Annotated in this window: 14 protein-coding genes; 9 read left to right on the top strand and 5 right to left on the bottom strand. The window is 44.5% G+C overall.

The window, feature by feature from the left end; all coding sequences use genetic code 11:
- The first annotated feature begins 197 nt into the window (after positions 1–197).
- The gene (locus F6J94_RS17310) at positions 198–2,411 is read left to right on the top strand and encodes a DUF1565 domain-containing protein (protein WP_293042652.1); all 2,214 of its coding nucleotides are present in this window, start codon (positions 198–200) and stop codon (positions 2,409–2,411) included.
- A gap of 78 nt (positions 2,412–2,489) precedes the next feature.
- Here F6J94_RS17310 and F6J94_RS17315 read toward each other — a convergent pair whose 3' ends face one another.
- The gene (locus tag F6J94_RS17315; RefSeq protein ID WP_293042699.1) at positions 2,490–3,101 is read right to left on the bottom strand and encodes an alpha/beta hydrolase; all 612 of its coding nucleotides are present in this window, start codon (positions 3,099–3,101) and stop codon (positions 2,490–2,492) included.
- Between the two features lie 199 nt (positions 3,102–3,300).
- Positions 3,301–3,930, bottom strand: coding sequence for a Crp/Fnr family transcriptional regulator (locus F6J94_RS17320; protein ID WP_293042655.1), 630 nt, complete (start codon positions 3,928–3,930; stop codon positions 3,301–3,303).
- Positions 3,931–4,187: 257 nt separating this feature from the next.
- Between F6J94_RS17320 and F6J94_RS17325 the strand changes: the two genes are divergently transcribed.
- The 5 genes from F6J94_RS17325 (at position 4,188) to F6J94_RS17345 (ending at position 10,401) form a co-directional block, all read left to right on the top strand.
- Complete coding sequence (locus F6J94_RS17325; RefSeq protein ID WP_293042658.1) at positions 4,188–5,246, top strand: sirohydrochlorin chelatase; 1,059 nt, start codon at positions 4,188–4,190, stop codon at positions 5,244–5,246.
- 361 nt (positions 5,247–5,607) lie between these two features.
- A complete protein-coding gene (gene sipA / locus F6J94_RS17330; RefSeq protein ID WP_293042661.1) occupies positions 5,608–5,844 on the top strand; it encodes a regulatory protein SipA in 237 nt (78 codons plus the stop codon).
- A 118-nt stretch (positions 5,845–5,962) separates the two neighbouring features.
- Positions 5,963–7,054, top strand: a complete 1,092-nt coding sequence (locus F6J94_RS17335; RefSeq protein WP_293042667.1) for an MraY family glycosyltransferase — start codon at positions 5,963–5,965, stop codon at positions 7,052–7,054.
- A 496-nt stretch (positions 7,055–7,550) separates the two neighbouring features.
- Positions 7,551–8,519, top strand: coding sequence for a TetR family transcriptional regulator (locus tag F6J94_RS17340; RefSeq protein ID WP_293042679.1), 969 nt, complete (start codon positions 7,551–7,553; stop codon positions 8,517–8,519).
- A 37-nt stretch (positions 8,520–8,556) separates the two neighbouring features.
- Positions 8,557–10,401 (top strand): pentapeptide repeat-containing protein, encoded by a 1,845-nt coding sequence (locus tag F6J94_RS17345; RefSeq protein ID WP_293042683.1) that lies wholly within the window; start codon positions 8,557–8,559, stop codon positions 10,399–10,401.
- 456 nt (positions 10,402–10,857) lie between these two features.
- Here the strand turns inward: F6J94_RS17345 and F6J94_RS17350 are convergent, their stop codons facing one another.
- Entirely contained in the window at positions 10,858–11,571 is a 714-nt protein-coding gene (locus F6J94_RS17350) for a DUF2259 domain-containing protein (protein ID WP_293042686.1), read from the bottom strand.
- A 76-nt stretch (positions 11,572–11,647) separates the two neighbouring features.
- Positions 11,648–12,064 (bottom strand): helix-turn-helix domain-containing protein, encoded by a 417-nt coding sequence (locus F6J94_RS17355; RefSeq protein ID WP_070390764.1) that lies wholly within the window; start codon positions 12,062–12,064, stop codon positions 11,648–11,650.
- A gap of 645 nt (positions 12,065–12,709) precedes the next feature.
- On the opposite strand from F6J94_RS17355, the gene F6J94_RS17360 reads away from it, so the two are divergent.
- Together F6J94_RS17360 and F6J94_RS17365 are read left to right on the top strand one after the other, a co-directional pair.
- Complete coding sequence (locus F6J94_RS17360) at positions 12,710–13,300, top strand: hypothetical protein (RefSeq protein WP_293042690.1); 591 nt, start codon at positions 12,710–12,712, stop codon at positions 13,298–13,300.
- Positions 13,297–13,608, top strand: a complete 312-nt coding sequence (locus tag F6J94_RS17365) for a helix-turn-helix domain-containing protein (protein WP_293042693.1) — start codon at positions 13,297–13,299, stop codon at positions 13,606–13,608. Before F6J94_RS17360 ends, F6J94_RS17365 begins: the two co-directional genes overlap by 4 nt.
- A 165-nt stretch (positions 13,609–13,773) precedes the next feature.
- On the opposite strand, the gene F6J94_RS17370 is transcribed toward F6J94_RS17365, so the two are convergent.
- Positions 13,774–14,178 carry a Spy/CpxP family protein refolding chaperone gene (locus F6J94_RS17370; protein ID WP_293022017.1) on the bottom strand — a complete coding sequence of 135 codons (405 nt, stop codon included), beginning with the start codon at positions 14,176–14,178 and terminating at the stop codon, positions 13,774–13,776.
- A gap of 222 nt (positions 14,179–14,400) precedes the next feature.
- Here F6J94_RS17370 and F6J94_RS17375 point away from each other — a divergent pair.
- On the top strand, positions 14,401–15,116 hold a 716-nt coding region (locus tag F6J94_RS17375), incomplete at its 3' end, for a histidine kinase (RefSeq protein WP_293042696.1).

Consider the following 15,116-nt stretch of genomic DNA (forward strand, 5'->3'; position numbering starts at 1 on the left):
TCTCCATTATTATCTATCCTAACAGTGGATGGAAAGCTTGTTTCTGTGGTCAGTAACCTTTAGCAACGGACACATTTCAAGTGATAAATGATTACAAATAGATTACAACTATCCTAGTTTATGGATACGATCAAGCTTGACATTCAACTCAACTTTTATGTCAAATTCCATGAACATTGGACTAAAGGAGAACAGCCATGAGTTTGATCATAATTAACACTATAGAATTAACTATTTACCTTCGCTTAGCGTGGCCCAAGGCCAATCCCGTAGCGTGGCCCAAGGCCAATCATTCCCACTGCCATCACCAACATCACCAACATCAGCCTAGACCCTTTGATCTTGGGTTACCAGTAACAACGATTTTGCTGGGATTAACCTTTAGCATCTTCAGCCAAGTTATCCCTTCAAAAATGGTGCCACTAGGATTAGGAGGAACCACAGCTTTAGCCCAATCAACTCAGGATGATCGGGGAATCAAAATGGATTATACCATAGAAAGCAAATTTTTGTTTGTAAACCCAGTTACCGGAAACGACAGTAGTGGTGATGGCACCCAGGATTCACCGTTGAAAACTATCACTCAGGCGCTACAAGCTGCCCAGACCAATACTGTGATTGTACTCTCTAGGGGTATCTACAGCAGTGAAATGGGTGAAACCTTCCCCCTACTTCTGAAACCCGGTATCAAGCTACAGGGCAACCCCCGCACTAGAGGTCACGATGTGGTGATTCGCGGCGGTGGTACCTTTGTTAGTGCCACGGCTGCTAGTCACGATGTCCTAATCGTAGGTGCTGACCAAACGATTATTTCTGGCGTAACCCTTAACAATACTAATCCAGAAGGTTATGGTTTGTGGCTGGAAGTCGGTTCGGTTTTAGTGGAAGACAATACCTTAACTGGGAATAGCAAAAGCGGGATTGCTGTGGAGGGAAATAGTACACCAACAATTCGCAGTAACTACTTCTACAAGAATAAAGGAAATGGGCTCAGCATTTACGGAACCTCAAACACTCAAGTGGATGACAATGTATTTGAAAATAATGACTTAGGAATTCTGATTGCCGAAAACGTTGCACCCCATATCGTTAATAATCGCATCACTGGCAATAAAAATGGGGTAGTGGTTGAAACCAATGCTCAACCATTTTTCCAGAATAACGTCATTGAAAATTCCCAACTGGATGGATTAGTCCTCAAGGTCGGAGCTAATCCGGATTGGGGAAATTCAACAGAATCAACAAACAATACATTAAACAATAAATCAAACAATATATTTCGAGGTAATAGGCGGTTTGACATTAACAATCAGGAGTCTGAGCCTACTCTGATTGCTTTTGGTAATCAGCTAGAAGAGGAAACTAACAGTGAGGTTAATTCAGGGGAGACTGAAAAGGATATCATTCAAGAGTCGGAGGTTGAAACACCAGCTGTTAGTAAACCAGCTGTTAGTAAACCAGCTAGTACACCTGATGCTTCTGACAACCAAGCCGTTGTCATGGCAGAAAACTCTAATCACTCACAGAAGACTACGCCTAATTCTCAGGAGAATCCCACCACCCCCAGCCAAGTCGTCCCATCCCAACCGCCTGCCGAGAAGGAACCGACAAAGGAATCGACATCTGCTGAGGTCTCAGCAGCTTCATTTCCTGTTCCATCAAGTTTGGAGCCTCAGCCATCTACCTCGACTGATAACATCGGCAAAGACGCAGGACTAAATAATTCTGCAAGTACTGAATCTTCTAGACCAGCAGCAAGGTCTCAAACTGAAAGTCAGGAAACCTCTCAAACTCAACAGCCTTCTGATGCTAGCACTCAACGTTCACATTCTGAACCCCTGACACCCCTGACTCTGAAAGTTATTCAAAACCAGGAGCAGTCCTCTTTTGAGCAACCAACATCTCCACCGAAACCAGGAGAGGATTCTAGCAGTTTTACTCCGGCTTCACCGTCACAGGAAGTGATTGATGCGTCAAGTGACAGGTCAAAACCGACACCAGAAGAACCCTCGACTGAGGACCTGGACGTTATGGTGTCAATGTCTAGTCAGATCAGTACACCGGTTAATCAAAATACTAGTAATCGAAATACTAGTGCTAGCTCTAATTCAGGTAGCTCAATTCCAGTGTTTTCTACAAGTACCCAATCAAACTCGGAACAAAGGGGACCTCAAGGGAATAATCCTACTTCAGCTCTACCCAGTCAGGGTTACCGGATTTTGGTAAATGCTGAGAGTGAGCAGCAACAAGATTTAATGCGATCGCTAATTCCCGATTCTTTTCTGACCTCCTTTGAAGGAAGAACTGTGATGCAAGCCGGATTGTTCACAACCCTCGAAAATATTGATCGGGTTCTTAAATTACTCAGTAGTTATGGTTTGAGCACTACTATTGTGCCTCTGAATTACTGATCAGACCAAGGAGGGAATAATTTTATTTCTATTTTAAAGGGATTCCAGAGAAGTTAGGATATTGACCATCTCTTTTGACTATCTATTGAATAAAATAAATTCCCGGAGCAATTCTAAAAGCTCTAATGAAATCTCATGACCCATATCTAATTCTCTGTACTGCACTGCTGCTCCCAAGTTGAGTAAATAATCTCGTAACCGGTGAGCAGCACTTAAAGGAACAACTGTATCTTGTCTACCATGCACAATTAAAATGGACGGCAACGATGAATCAACCTTTTGAGGGGTTTGATGCATATAGCCACTCAAGGAGGCTAAACCTGCCAGGGGTAAGGTCAACCCTACATCTAGAGCCATTGCCCCACCTTGAGAAAAGCCACACAAAATTGTGGAGGACAGGGGAATACCTGTAAAACCTTGGAGAGAATTGAGCCAGTAGGTCAAGCGCTCTTCGCTTTCTTCTAATCCCCGATAGTCGTCTCTTGCCAAGTCGTACCACATTCTGCCACCAGTTACCTGAGGGTGGCTAAAAGGAGCATCGGGAATTAAAAATTGGGTGTTGGGCAAGTTTAACGATGGCACTAGAGATGCCACAGCTTGAGCATTAGCACCCCAACCGTGTAACGCTACGACCAATCGTGCTGGTCGTTGACCGTTTGGTGGTGGAATTGAAATCGCTTCGAGAGACAGGCCTCTTACTCCTGAAGAACACAACGAATCAGCATTCCAGATAGATGGGCTGAACTAGCGCACATTGACGCTCTCCCCTAGGGAGTAGGTTTGAGGAATTAATCGGGGCTGCAACTAAAATATAAGCCGAATAGCTAACTTACTTTATGGCGCGCTTTTCTGGTTTCAGCCCAAGATATCTGTTAGTCTGAGAATCCTATCACCAATCTGCCACATTTGTAAAGCTGTCGTGCTTTAGGATAATGTGGCGAACGCTATCAACAGTAATGGCTCCCTCATTCTTGAACTTGGTGAGCAGTCGGGTAACTGTAACCCGCGTCGTTCCAATTGCATTGGCTAAATCCTGATGAGTAAGACGCATGCCAATCCGAATCCCTTCTGGTACTGGCTCACCAACTTCCCGTTTTAATAGCAATAGTAAATGTTGTAGGCGTACCTCAACCCGGCGCTGACCCGAGATTGCTAACAGGATCTCTGTCTGTCGCATCCGACGCACTAGTTGGGGTAAAATGGTCTGGGCTATATAGGGAGAATTGTTGATTTCAGCTAAAGAATACCATTTGAGACGGACATCAGTTAGGGCGATTGCCTGATAACTTGACAGGACAGAAAACCAATTACCAAAGAATGCAGAAGACTCTGCCCAACCCAACCATATCTCCTCCCCTTCTGGGGAAAGGGTACTCAGCTGGACTCGGCCCTCGTCTACCTCCCAAACACCCTGTGCTACTAGAGGGATCTGCTCACCCCTAGCGTAAAAATGCAATCGGCGTTTAACCTTTGGCTCTTGCTGCTTTTTCTCTAGAATTGCTCTCGAAAATTGGTGCATAGGGGCAACAAGGCGTGGATACTTTCCCTACCTTAAGGCAATAAGGTAAAGGGTCGGTAATCAAGAGATTAAGCCATTACTAGAAATGAGGTATTAATAATAGAAGTATTCAGGAGCAAGATCGATGCTACCCCTGAGTTATTGTCCTTACCTTCCCTACCAGTAAAATGCCCTTGAGGAAATTAAGTATTTAATAAGTTAGTTAACTATGTAAGTATGACGTAGAAGTATGACCTATGAATGATCAAGGATGAAGTATGAAGATCGATGTCACCGCTGAGTCATTGTCCCTATCTCCCCTACCGCTAAAACGCCCTTTATTAATGGTTGGTCACGGCACTAGAGACCCCGATGGGCGTCAGACTTTCCTTGATTTTGCCCAGACCTATCAAACCTTGAACCATTCTCGACCAGTAGTGCCTTGTTTTTTGGAACTAACAGGTCCAACTATTCAAGAGGGAGTAGAGAGTTGTGTCCAGCAGGGTTATACAGAACTGACTGTATTACCGATTTTACTGTTTGCAGCTCGCCACAATAAATTTGATGTTACTAACGAGTTAGACCGGGCCAGGGCAAAATATCCCCAAGTCAAGTTTCACTACGGGCGTCATTTTGGAATTACTACGGGAATTCTGGATTTATGGCGGCAACGGTTTGCCAAACTTGACCAACCCCAAGCAGAGTTACCCGTTAGCCAATTGAAGGGTCAAGCTTCCAATCTAGAACCTTCCACAAAACAACCTTTACCCTTAAGAAAAGACACAGTACTTCTATTTGTTGGTCGTGGGTCGAGTGACCCTGATGCTAATGGTGATGTCTACAAAATGGCTCGCATGCTCTGGGAAGGCAGTGGCTATAAAACTGTGGAAACCTGCTTTATTGGCATTACCCATCCTCGCTTAGAAGAAGGCTTCCGTCGCGCCCGACTCTACCAACCTAAGCATATTATAGTACTTCCTTACTTCCTATTTACCGGGGCTTTAGTAAAAAAGATTGTTGATATCACAGCTCAGCAGCAGAAACGTTATCCAGAGATTCCCTTGACCTGTTTACCAGAAATGGGAATTCAGCCTCAGCTGCTATCTGTGCTCAGGGACCGAGAAATCGAGGCTCAGTTGGGGCAAGTGCAGATGAATTGTGAGATGTGTAAGTTCCGGTTAGCAGCGATTGATAATGGTGCTGACAACGGACACTCCCACCACCATCACCACGGGCATGACCATCACCACCACCACTCTCACCAGCATAATCACAATACCCCAGATCCCTATCAAGATTTGGAAAAATACCACCAGCGTATTTGGCAAGCACCCTAGGGTTGGCCGGTTGAAGGTTAACAGGTTGAAGGTTAACAGGTTGAAGGTTAACAGGTTGAAGGTTGAAGGTTGAAGGTTGAAGGTTTAAGGTTAATCCAGACAACTTCCAACCTATACTACAAGGGACCCCTGGGCAAGAACAACATTCAACCCAAGAACCTACCCTACACTGAACGCCAAAGGCGAACAACCTCCAAGCCCATAACCTTCAACCTCCAAGCCCATAACCTTCAACCTCCAAGCCCATAACCTTCAACCTCCAAGCCCATAACCTTCAACCTCCAAGCCCATAACCTTCAACCTTCAACCTTCAACCCCATAACCTTCAACCTCCAAGCCCATAACCTTTTTTGACTGACCAATGTCTCAAGACTTTAATGTTGGCGATCGCGTAAGAGTAATTAAATTACCACGCTACGTCAAAACTGCTGAACCAATGCCAATGCTGCGACCTCCTGATGTGATTAAAGTTGGGGAAGAGGGAGTAATCCTCGACCGACGTCCAGGAGGATACTGGGGCGTTCGCTTTTCTAGAGGAGCATTTCTGATCGATAGTCAGTACATTGAGTTAGTTCAGGAGGAAAATCCAAACCCCTAAAGCCTCCTAACCCCTAAGTGCTAATCGCTTTTTCCTGCTGATGTGCTTCTACCCATGTACCTTATTTACAAGATGAGCTTAATATTATCCATAGCGATTACAATTTTGCAGTGTGGACGTGACTTGGGAGATAGATGTGTACGGCTTCCTAGAGTCCCTCGGAATTGCCAACCCTAGGGGAAGTGGCTGGCTGGCAGTCATATTAACTTTCGGATTGGCATGGGCAGTGACTAGATGCTTGATGCCAACTTTACGCTCATTTGCCCTGGAGGTTGGTTGGGCTGACCAACCCAATGCGCGACGGCTTAACCAAGAACCCTTACCCAATGCAGGAGGCTTAGCTATCTATACCGGAGTGGTAGCTGCACTGGTACTAGCTACCCTCCTGAGACCGATTGTCATCGAAGGGGTGTTAGCTCAAGTTCTGACTATTCTCCTGGGGGGCTCGGTTCTGGTACTGGTAGGCTTTATTGATGATCAATTTGGTTTGCCTGCCTATGTACGCTTGTCGGTTCAAATTATTGCTGCCCTGTTGTTAGTGGCTAGTGGTGCCGGGATTAAAGCTACCTTCGGGACTCCGATTGATGTCCAACTCTCCATGTTACTTACGGTTCTATGGGTTGTGGGTATTACTAATGCCATTAACCTTATGGATGGGATGGATGGTTTAGCAGCAGGCGTCAGCTTTATTACTGCTATGAGCCTGTTAGCGGTTTCAGCTCAGTTTCCCAGTCGTGCGGCAGCAACGTTGCTGCTGGCAGCTCTAGGGGGGTCAGCTCTGGGATTTTTGCGCCATAACTTCCATCCTTCCCACATTATTATGGGAGATGCAGGTGCGTACTTTTTCGGCTATGTACTAGCTGCCAGCAGCATTTTAGGGTCTTTAAAAGTGACTACGGTATTTGCCCTAGTCCCCCCAGTAGTATTTTTGTTATTGCCAGTCCTAGATACTACTCAGGTATTTGTGCGGCGGTTGATCAATGGTAAAAACCCTTTAACTACCCCAGGTAAGGACCACCTACATCACCGCTTGCTAGCCTTTGGTTTCTCCCAGCGCTATGTCGCCCTTATCCTTTGGGGCATTACCTTAGTGTCTAACTGGCTAGCCATGAAACTGCAAGAGATGACTCCTCGGGTGATTTATGCCACGACAGGGGGTATCATTTTGCTGTTAGGCATTACTGTTTTGCAAAGAATTAGAGCAAAATAAAGCGTTCCCCAATTGTGGAATGATTAAGGGTAATAGGTAATTGGTCATGGGTCATGGGTAATTGGTAACTGACCCAACTCTACTTGATATCCCAAACGATAGTCAGCAATGCCCTGGTCAGTGCTGGCAAGAGCAGTGTGTGTAGGGCGTAAGCTGAGTACTCTTGCTCTGGACTTAAAATATTAAGATATATTAAATTGTCAATTAAATTGACATATTATAAGAGACCGCTGCTAAAATTAATGGTGGGTCTGACCCCATATACCATAATTTGTATTAAATGATATAATAACCAACTTATTATTATATCCCGATTTAATCACCTGCTTTGAGGCGATTTGCTAGCAACATAGCCGCCCTCTTCAGTAAGCAGCAAGACTAGCGCAATTTAACAGATCACTTCTTGATGCAGTCGCTCATGGGGTGGCCTCCTTTGACCGCGCTGCATCGCCATCGTAAAACTTGAGTCAAGCTCCATCTCAAGATGCAATAGCGAGTGGGGGTTTCCCCCAATGGCTATGCTGCATCGCTTTACCAAATTTCTTGCTTGCAGCGGTTAAAGATGACCAATTACCCCTTAATCAAAATCTTACTACCAGCTGTAGTTATCTCCAGCACTATATTTTCCAGTTTGACCTTACCGTTTGTTTTCAACAAATCAAAACCAATCGTTGTTGAAGTTAAACCGTTTTTCAATGTCGAACTTAAACCCATCTTCCATGAAGACCATAAGGATTTAGCAATTCCTTATCTTGGCGTTGCCATCCTAGTGAGTGTGTTAGCTGGTCTTGGCACTGTTGAAGTGGGAAGGCAATGGCAAAAATACCAAGCATCAGTCAGAGAAAAAAAGAGACAACTCCTCCAACAGATCGAATCCCTCAACCAAGCCGAATCCGAACCAGAGGAGCAACCAGATGTTCCAGAATACCAACCAGATGTTTCAGCAATAGCTCTTACCCAGAGCGATGATTCGGTCAAGTATCGAGGACTAACTCCTCCTAACACTCAATCGTTTGCTGTTCAACAACCCCATGGTGTTGTTGATAGCAATAATGTTATTGAGTTTAAACGCAATAGAATAGCTCAAACTACAGGGATGGCTGTAAATGTCAACCAACTTAAGTTTTACCCTGAATCCCAAAACAATAATTCAGTTCAACTGAGGTCTTCCCCTGTTCCTGCTCTTGCTCTCCTTCAGGATTTGGAATTATCCTCCAGTCATATTATTAAATCCCGTCAGGATTACCAAATCTGCTGGATTAACGTACCTCATTTAAGCAGACGCTTATTAGCCATTAACGTTGATGGTCAATACTACAGTTTTTTACGATTAGAAAAAACTCAAGAACAACTTATCGCTATTTTGTCTAAGGTAGCTGATCAGCTCGATAAAATAGTAATTACTCATATCGATAAAGGGTATGTAATTTGGAATTGGGAACCGGAGGTATTATCTAATAATTAATTTTGATTATTTTTAAATTAAAACTGTTGGACAACATATGAATACTGAGGAAATTCAGTCACAATATTCCCTTGGGGAAAGAGATTTTAGTGGAGCTGACTTAAGTCAAGTCAACCTCAGCCAGGTAAACCTGGAACGGGTAATTTTATGGCGAGCCGACCTCAGTCAGGCAATTCTTACTGGGACTAATCTCAGTAGCGCTGATCTCTGGGGAGCTAATTTGAGAGAAGCCAACTTAAGTCAAGCTGTTTTATGTGGTGCTAATCTGGGTGAGGCAGACTTGAGCGATGCTATTCTACACTTAACTAACTTCGATACTACACTATACAATTTTTCCACTAAGTTTCCCCCCAATTTCGACCCTGCCAAGGCAGGAGCTTATTTAATTGCGCCGGAGGCTTTACTAACGGAAGCTAACTTGAGTGGGGTAGATCTCAGTGATACCAATTTAAAGGGTGCGAATTTGACCAGAGCTGACCTCTGGAAAACTAACCTCAAAGGTGCTGATCTCAAACAAGCTAATCTTAATCAAGCTTGCTTAATTAGGACTGAGTTGCAGGATGTTGACCTAACAGGAGCTAATTTGAGCCGCTCCAATCTGATGGGGGCAAACCTGAAGGATGCTAAGCTTCTAAATGCAACCCTGAGCGCTATACTCTACGACGAAAGCACTCGGTTTCCTGAAGATTTTGACCCAGTGAAGGCAGGAGGACATTTAATTGCTCCTGGTGTATCTCTAGCAAAGGCTAACCTGAGTCAGTCAAACCTCAGTGGCGTGGATTTAAGTGAAGCAGACTTATCCCAAGTTGACCTAAGTCAGGGTCACTTTTTCGGTATATCTTTGCTCAGAGCTAATTTAAGGAAAGCCAATTTAAGAGGAGTTCAATTCTGGGAAGCGGATCTACGAGAAGCCGATCTACAGGAAGCGGATTTGCGGGGAGCGGACTTATGGTTAAGCTTAGTTAGTGGCGCGGATTTCAGGGGAGCAGATTTAAGCAGAGTTCACTTGTTTGGAGTAGATCTGTCCGCCACTAATCTCGAAGGGGTTAACCTCAAAGGAGCAATTTATAACCAAGAGACTAAATTTCCTGAAGATTTTGACCCCACAGCCCATGGCGCATATCTAATTGCTCCCGATGTGTCTCTGTGTGGGCTAAATCTTCAGGGAGCTGACCTCAGAGGAGCTGACTTGAGTATGGCAGATTTGAGTAAAGTCAGCCTGTTCGGGGCAGATCTTTTCTCGGTTAACCTGGAGGGAGTCAATTTCCTTGGAGCACTCTACGACGAAGCCACTCGATTTCCGGAAGGGTTTGACCCCAGCCAACACGGAGCGTACTTAATTGCCCCCGGTGTATCATTTTCAGATCAAGAGTTAAGTGGGACTGATCTGGGGGGAGCTAACTTTAGTAAGGTCAATTTGCTTGGTGCCGATCTGCGCAGTGCTAATCTCGAAGATGCTAAATTTGAGCGATCGCTTTATAACAACACTACTCAATTTCCGGAAGGGTTTGACCCTAGGAAGTTGGGAGCATATTGCATTGTGCCTCTTGCTTCCCTGTCAGGGCGAGATTTGAGTGGAGCCAATTTAGGAGGAGTTGACCTAAGTCAAGCTGATCTAAGTGGGGCTAATCTCAGTCAAGCTGACCTTTGGGGGGCAAACCTCAGTCAGGCAAACTTGGCAGGGGCTAATTTGACAGGTGCTTATCTGTTAGGGGCAAATTTAACTGGTGCTGACTTAACCAAGGCAACCCTAAGTGGTGCTAATCTCCATGGGGCACAACTTAAGGATGCTAAACTGACTGACGTAGACCTGAGTGATGTTGATTTGAGCAATAGCTTTATGAGTGGGGCAATTATGCCTGATGGCACGCTTCACAACTAATACCGAGTTGCATTCAAAGATAGTAGATTGGTTGGATAGGGAGATGGGGAGATGGGGAGATGGGGAGATGGGGAAATTGGGAGATGGGGAGATGGGGAGATGGGGAGATGGGGAAATTGGGAGATTGGGGGAAGAGAAAGTTGTACGTTTGAGCGCAACTTGGTATAAGCTGTTGTCCATTAAAAATGCATCATAGCAAGGCAAGCATTCAGCCGTCAGCCGTGAGCTAAAAGCTCACGCTACTTGAGGTGCCGTCAGCCGACTTAACTCAGCATTAGAATAATGCTTACCTGTTTTATTCAAATGCTTTCCTCATCAATAAGCATGTGCATAGCCCATAAGCTGAACGCGCACGCGTGCGCGTAGCGCATTAGCTGATAGCTGATAGCTGATAGCTGATAGCTGAATGCTTACACAGCAAGGCAAAAGGCATGCATGGCTATTGGCAAAAGTAGTTTAGATCGGAAAACTCTGAATGAAGGTTGTCTGAAAGTCAGCGTTATAGGTGGCTTGGTGGAGATTGATCAGTACAACTATGTGCTGTCTATTGGGGGATAAGCGAACTTCTCTGATCGAATATTTCCTGATAGCTTCACGGTAATTGTTTAGTTTACCTAGGGTGAGTTGGCGATAATTGTAATTAATGACTAGCTGCATTGAAGCCCGGTCTATATTAGACATTCCTCCAGACAAAACTGAGGGAATATAAATTTGTTCTAAACGAATCTCTAGTGGGTCTTTTTCTTTATCCACCAAAACCTTAACGGTTTCAGTGCCATTGGGTTGAATGGAACGCTCAATAATTGGCAGTTTTAGTCCTACTTTTAGTTGATTGAGTCCTAAGCTCTGTCTTATTCTTTGGGTTTTCCTGAGTAAACTCTCTTCAGCGTCTTTAGGAGTGAGATTTGAATCCGAGTAGTTATAGTTAGTTTCTAGACAACCCTTCTTGACACAAGCGTTAGTGGCTACATCGAAAATTTGGATTTTGGCAGTAGGAACCTTTGTGACATGGTTTCTAGCACTTTCGAGATAAATATAGTTGCGGCTATCTACGGAAAAACCTGACAATCGACGATTGGTTTTGACAATAAGTGCTAATCCCTCCTCCCCAAGCAATAGTAGAAAGAAGCTAGCAACCAACAAACTTGAATATAAATAAAAGCGTTTCATACGATCACCTATACTCTTTCGACTTCCCTGGTCTTTCCATTAGTCTTTAGAATAGCAGTGATGATGTTTTTATAGATCAAATTACTTTAAAATCAGAGATAGTCTCAATCCACACCCTTGCTCCACATTTAAGGGGATCATCGGGGCGATACATGACTCGACATGGTCCATTGACTTCCACGGTATGACCATAAGTGTTTTTAGAGCCTCGTTTAACGGTAATCACAGGGTTGCGCTCCCCGGTCTTGAGATTGTTGCGAATTACCCTCTGGTTAACATGAATCACAGCTTTAGTGTACTCTCTGCGCTTTGACCAGTTCCGCTTTGGACCGCGAGTGCCGGGAGTGACTACTGGCATGCCATCAAACAGAGGAATCACCCAAGTTCTACCCACTTTATAGGCTCCTTTAACTCTGCCTTTGCTCAGAAGGTAACGAACGCGAGTGGCGGAAACACCTAGTAAATCGGCGGCTTGTGCGGTGGAAATCATCATGGCTAGTTAACCATTGCGTTAACGATACTGTTAGTTTAACAGAATTTTGGGGAAGATGCAAGGGATGACATTTTAAGTATTAATTACTAGGTGTGTTTTCAATTGGGTGAGGAGGGAACAGCGGATCTGGGAATAGGGAAAAAATTCTGTATAGCGCTACGCGCAAGTCAGAAGTTAGAAGTCAGAAGTCAGAAGTAAGCTATGACTAAGTTTGCTGAGTTTAGGAATGTCCTAAGCTTAATGCGTAGTGCTATATAGTGCGATCGCATGATTTGAACTCACCTCAGTTCCAGGTTTCCAAAAAACTATTGCATTAGCGCAGCAATAAGTTCAGTGGTTAGCGATAGGTTTGGCTAATCCTATTAATGACTAGGTCGTAGCAGTGCTCGCATTCCAGCCATTACCCTAGTTCCAAGTTTCCAAAAAACTATTGCATTGGCGCACCGATAATTTAAATGGGTGGCGCTATAGTAAATTTATCCAACCACTTGACAAATGGTTAAACTTATCATAATATCATAAATAGGTTGATACAGCAAGTCCACCGAGACGAGCCGTAACCAACCGGGAGCGAGATGGCAGACCCATAGCTTTGCCCGGCAAGGTCTGCCACTGGCTCTTGCAATCAAGAAGGCCATTTATATAATGACAAATAATCTAAACAAAGATCCACAGACACACAACCAAAGCTGTGCCAAAGCCCAGGTCGATGGATATCAGCAAGCTCTTACCGACTTTGGCATCACTGAATTACTCGCGAAGCTCAGCCATTGCAGTGAAACTGGCTTCCATACTCGCCTACCGATCCAGCCCATGGAAGCTGATGCCATTGCTGCAGTACTAATTCAGCAACTCACTACCAGTCTCAACCCTAGCTGGCTAGCTCCCTATTTCCATGGTTTTCAACATCACCAAGGAGACATCCTCAGTGACCTAGTTACTCTAACACTCAAGCAGTTGCCAAAGTCAACAGCACTGCCAGAAGAGTTTAGGGATCATGCTCGTGCTTCCTGTTTTGATATTGGCGAACGGATCTATTGGAAACCCCTAGCTGACAGTGATACTGACTTCGGTATCGTTATTGGCAAATTCTACAGCTGGGCAAATCATTGTTGTTGCTGGATGTGGTGCTATCTGATTGTGCTGGATTCTGAATCTCCAAGTGCCCTTTGGACAGTAACAGATATAGCCTGGGAAAACAATTTGGTTTCTTTAGCGCTGGAGGTAGCATCATGAGCAAACCTGATTCTTCTTTAACTCAGGCCAAGCAAGAGCTAATTAAACAATACAGCTCCTGTCAACTCGGGATGACACCAAGGCAATTCTACAGCAAATGGCCAGTCACTCACTCAATGATGGCCATGATTTGCTCCCGTTCGGTGGCGACAGTGGGGCGCTGGTTTAGCCGGGGTCGTAATTATCTGCGGCCTCAACCATCGGACTTGCGTCATCTGGCTCTGATGGATTTTTTGTTGGAGCATTTTGAGGAGATTCCCGAAGAACTGCGGAACTTGCTTTGTCCGCCAGAGCAGGATCAGTGCTGACGGCTGTTCGCGAAGCGTGAGCCTTTGGCTCACGGCTGATAGCTGAATGCTTACAAGAAAACTTGTCAATTGTTAATGGTTTTGAAATTAACAATTGACAATTAACAAGTTAGATCGAGAGAGTTGGTAATTTGTATTCCAAGAGATAATCTAGTCCTAGAAAAATCACCTTCCAAATCCGCGCTTACCTCGACGTGAGCGCATTTCTTGACGAATTTGTTGGCGCTGTTCCTCGGTGAGAATACCCCTCATCTCTTCTCGTGCTGACTTGCGAATCTCGCGCATTTGGTCTCGCTGCTCTTGAGAGAGATTCATACCCTCCCTTGCTTCTCGGAGTTGACGGCGCAGTGTTTTTATAGTTTGGAACCGCCGTTGTTGCTCCGGAGTGAGAATATCCTCAATTTTAGCTTCAGTATTGTTACGGATGTTTTCAAACTGCTCTTTTTGCTGGTCAGTGATGTTAAGTTTGGAGAAAAATGGAGGCATTTCTTCGGCGTTAACTGCCATGGGAAAACTAGTGAGGGTAATTGCTGCGATACCTGCAAGTAGAGAAAAGGGCTTGATGTTCATGATGTTCACTTGTTTTTATTTTTAACTGTTTTGACGTGAGCTGATTTCTGTTTGATGTCTCTATCCTAAAAACGGAGAGGGCGAAACCACATGAGGCAAAAGACCTGAATTTCTCTAGGACTTTAGTCCTGGGCTAGATATGACCAATGGGTCTTGCTTTACCTTTGACACATGGATTAAGGTTGTTGGTTGTTTGTTATTGGTTGTTTACAACAATTGTGAATGCGCCATCCTATTCAAATTACTAACCACCCAATTCGATTTTTGCTCTACCTGGAGTGGATACTGCTGATCATTACCGCTTTGGTGGAATTACTAAAACTTCCTTTTCCCCCGCTACCTAGGTCGCCACTACTCAATTTAGTTTGCCTGGGAGTATTTGGGTTAATGGGATTGAGATTACCAACAAATCAGCCTATTTATAAGATACTTTACACTGCCGCCGAAATTGGGGTAATTCTATTAGCGTCCATGGTGGGACACATTCGGCTGTTGCAACTGATGTTAATTATATTAGTTGTTCGCAACTGTTTTATCTTTGAGTTCCAAGGTCGCTTAGTGATGACTGGATTTGCGGTTATATTATTCCTAATGAGGCAAATGGTTCGATTTCAGCATCATGCTATGAGGCATCGTCCTCGGTTTAGACCACCTCCTGTGTTCAGAGAACCACCGACAGGGTTGATTCCGGAGCGATTACTATTTATCTTGTTGAGTTCTGTCTTGATATTTGTCTTGGTCTTAATCGTTTTGCAGCTATTAGTGGATACTGTACTTTCAGAACGAAAAAGTCGGCAAGACCTGGCACAGGCTAATGCTCAACTGCGTGACTATGCCCTTCGGATTGAAGATATTGCTACGCTGCAAGAACGTAACCGTATTGCTCGGGAAATTCATGACTCCTTAGGACAGTTAAAGAATGTCCTAAGGAGTCATGA

This window comes from Moorena sp. SIO1F2, assembly GCF_010672755.1.
Taxonomy (GTDB): domain Bacteria; phylum Cyanobacteriota; class Cyanobacteriia; order Cyanobacteriales; family Coleofasciculaceae; genus Moorena.

Excerpts from the sequence above, each read along its gene's own strand:
- F6J94_RS17310 (WP_293042652.1), top strand. The coding sequence starts at position 198 with ATGAGTTTGATCATAATTAACACTATAGAATTAACTATTTACCTTCGC.
- F6J94_RS17320 (WP_293042655.1), bottom strand. The coding sequence starts at position 3,930 with ATGCACCAATTTTCGAGAGCAATTCTAGAGAAAAAGCAGCAAGAGCCA.
- F6J94_RS17325 (WP_293042658.1), top strand. The coding sequence starts at position 4,188 with ATGAAGATCGATGTCACCGCTGAGTCATTGTCCCTATCTCCCCTACCG.
- sipA (WP_293042661.1), top strand. The coding sequence starts at position 5,608 with ATGTCTCAAGACTTTAATGTTGGCGATCGCGTAAGAGTAATTAAATTA.
- F6J94_RS17345 (WP_293042683.1), top strand. The coding sequence starts at position 8,557 with ATGAATACTGAGGAAATTCAGTCACAATATTCCCTTGGGGAAAGAGAT.
- F6J94_RS17350 (WP_293042686.1), bottom strand. The coding sequence starts at position 11,571 with ATGAAACGCTTTTATTTATATTCAAGTTTGTTGGTTGCTAGCTTCTTT.
- F6J94_RS17355 (WP_070390764.1), bottom strand. The coding sequence starts at position 12,064 with ATGATGATTTCCACCGCACAAGCCGCCGATTTACTAGGTGTTTCCGCC.
- F6J94_RS17360 (WP_293042690.1), top strand. The coding sequence starts at position 12,710 with ATGACAAATAATCTAAACAAAGATCCACAGACACACAACCAAAGCTGT.
- F6J94_RS17365 (WP_293042693.1), top strand. The coding sequence starts at position 13,297 with ATGAGCAAACCTGATTCTTCTTTAACTCAGGCCAAGCAAGAGCTAATT.
- F6J94_RS17370 (WP_293022017.1), bottom strand. The coding sequence starts at position 14,178 with ATGAACATCAAGCCCTTTTCTCTACTTGCAGGTATCGCAGCAATTACC.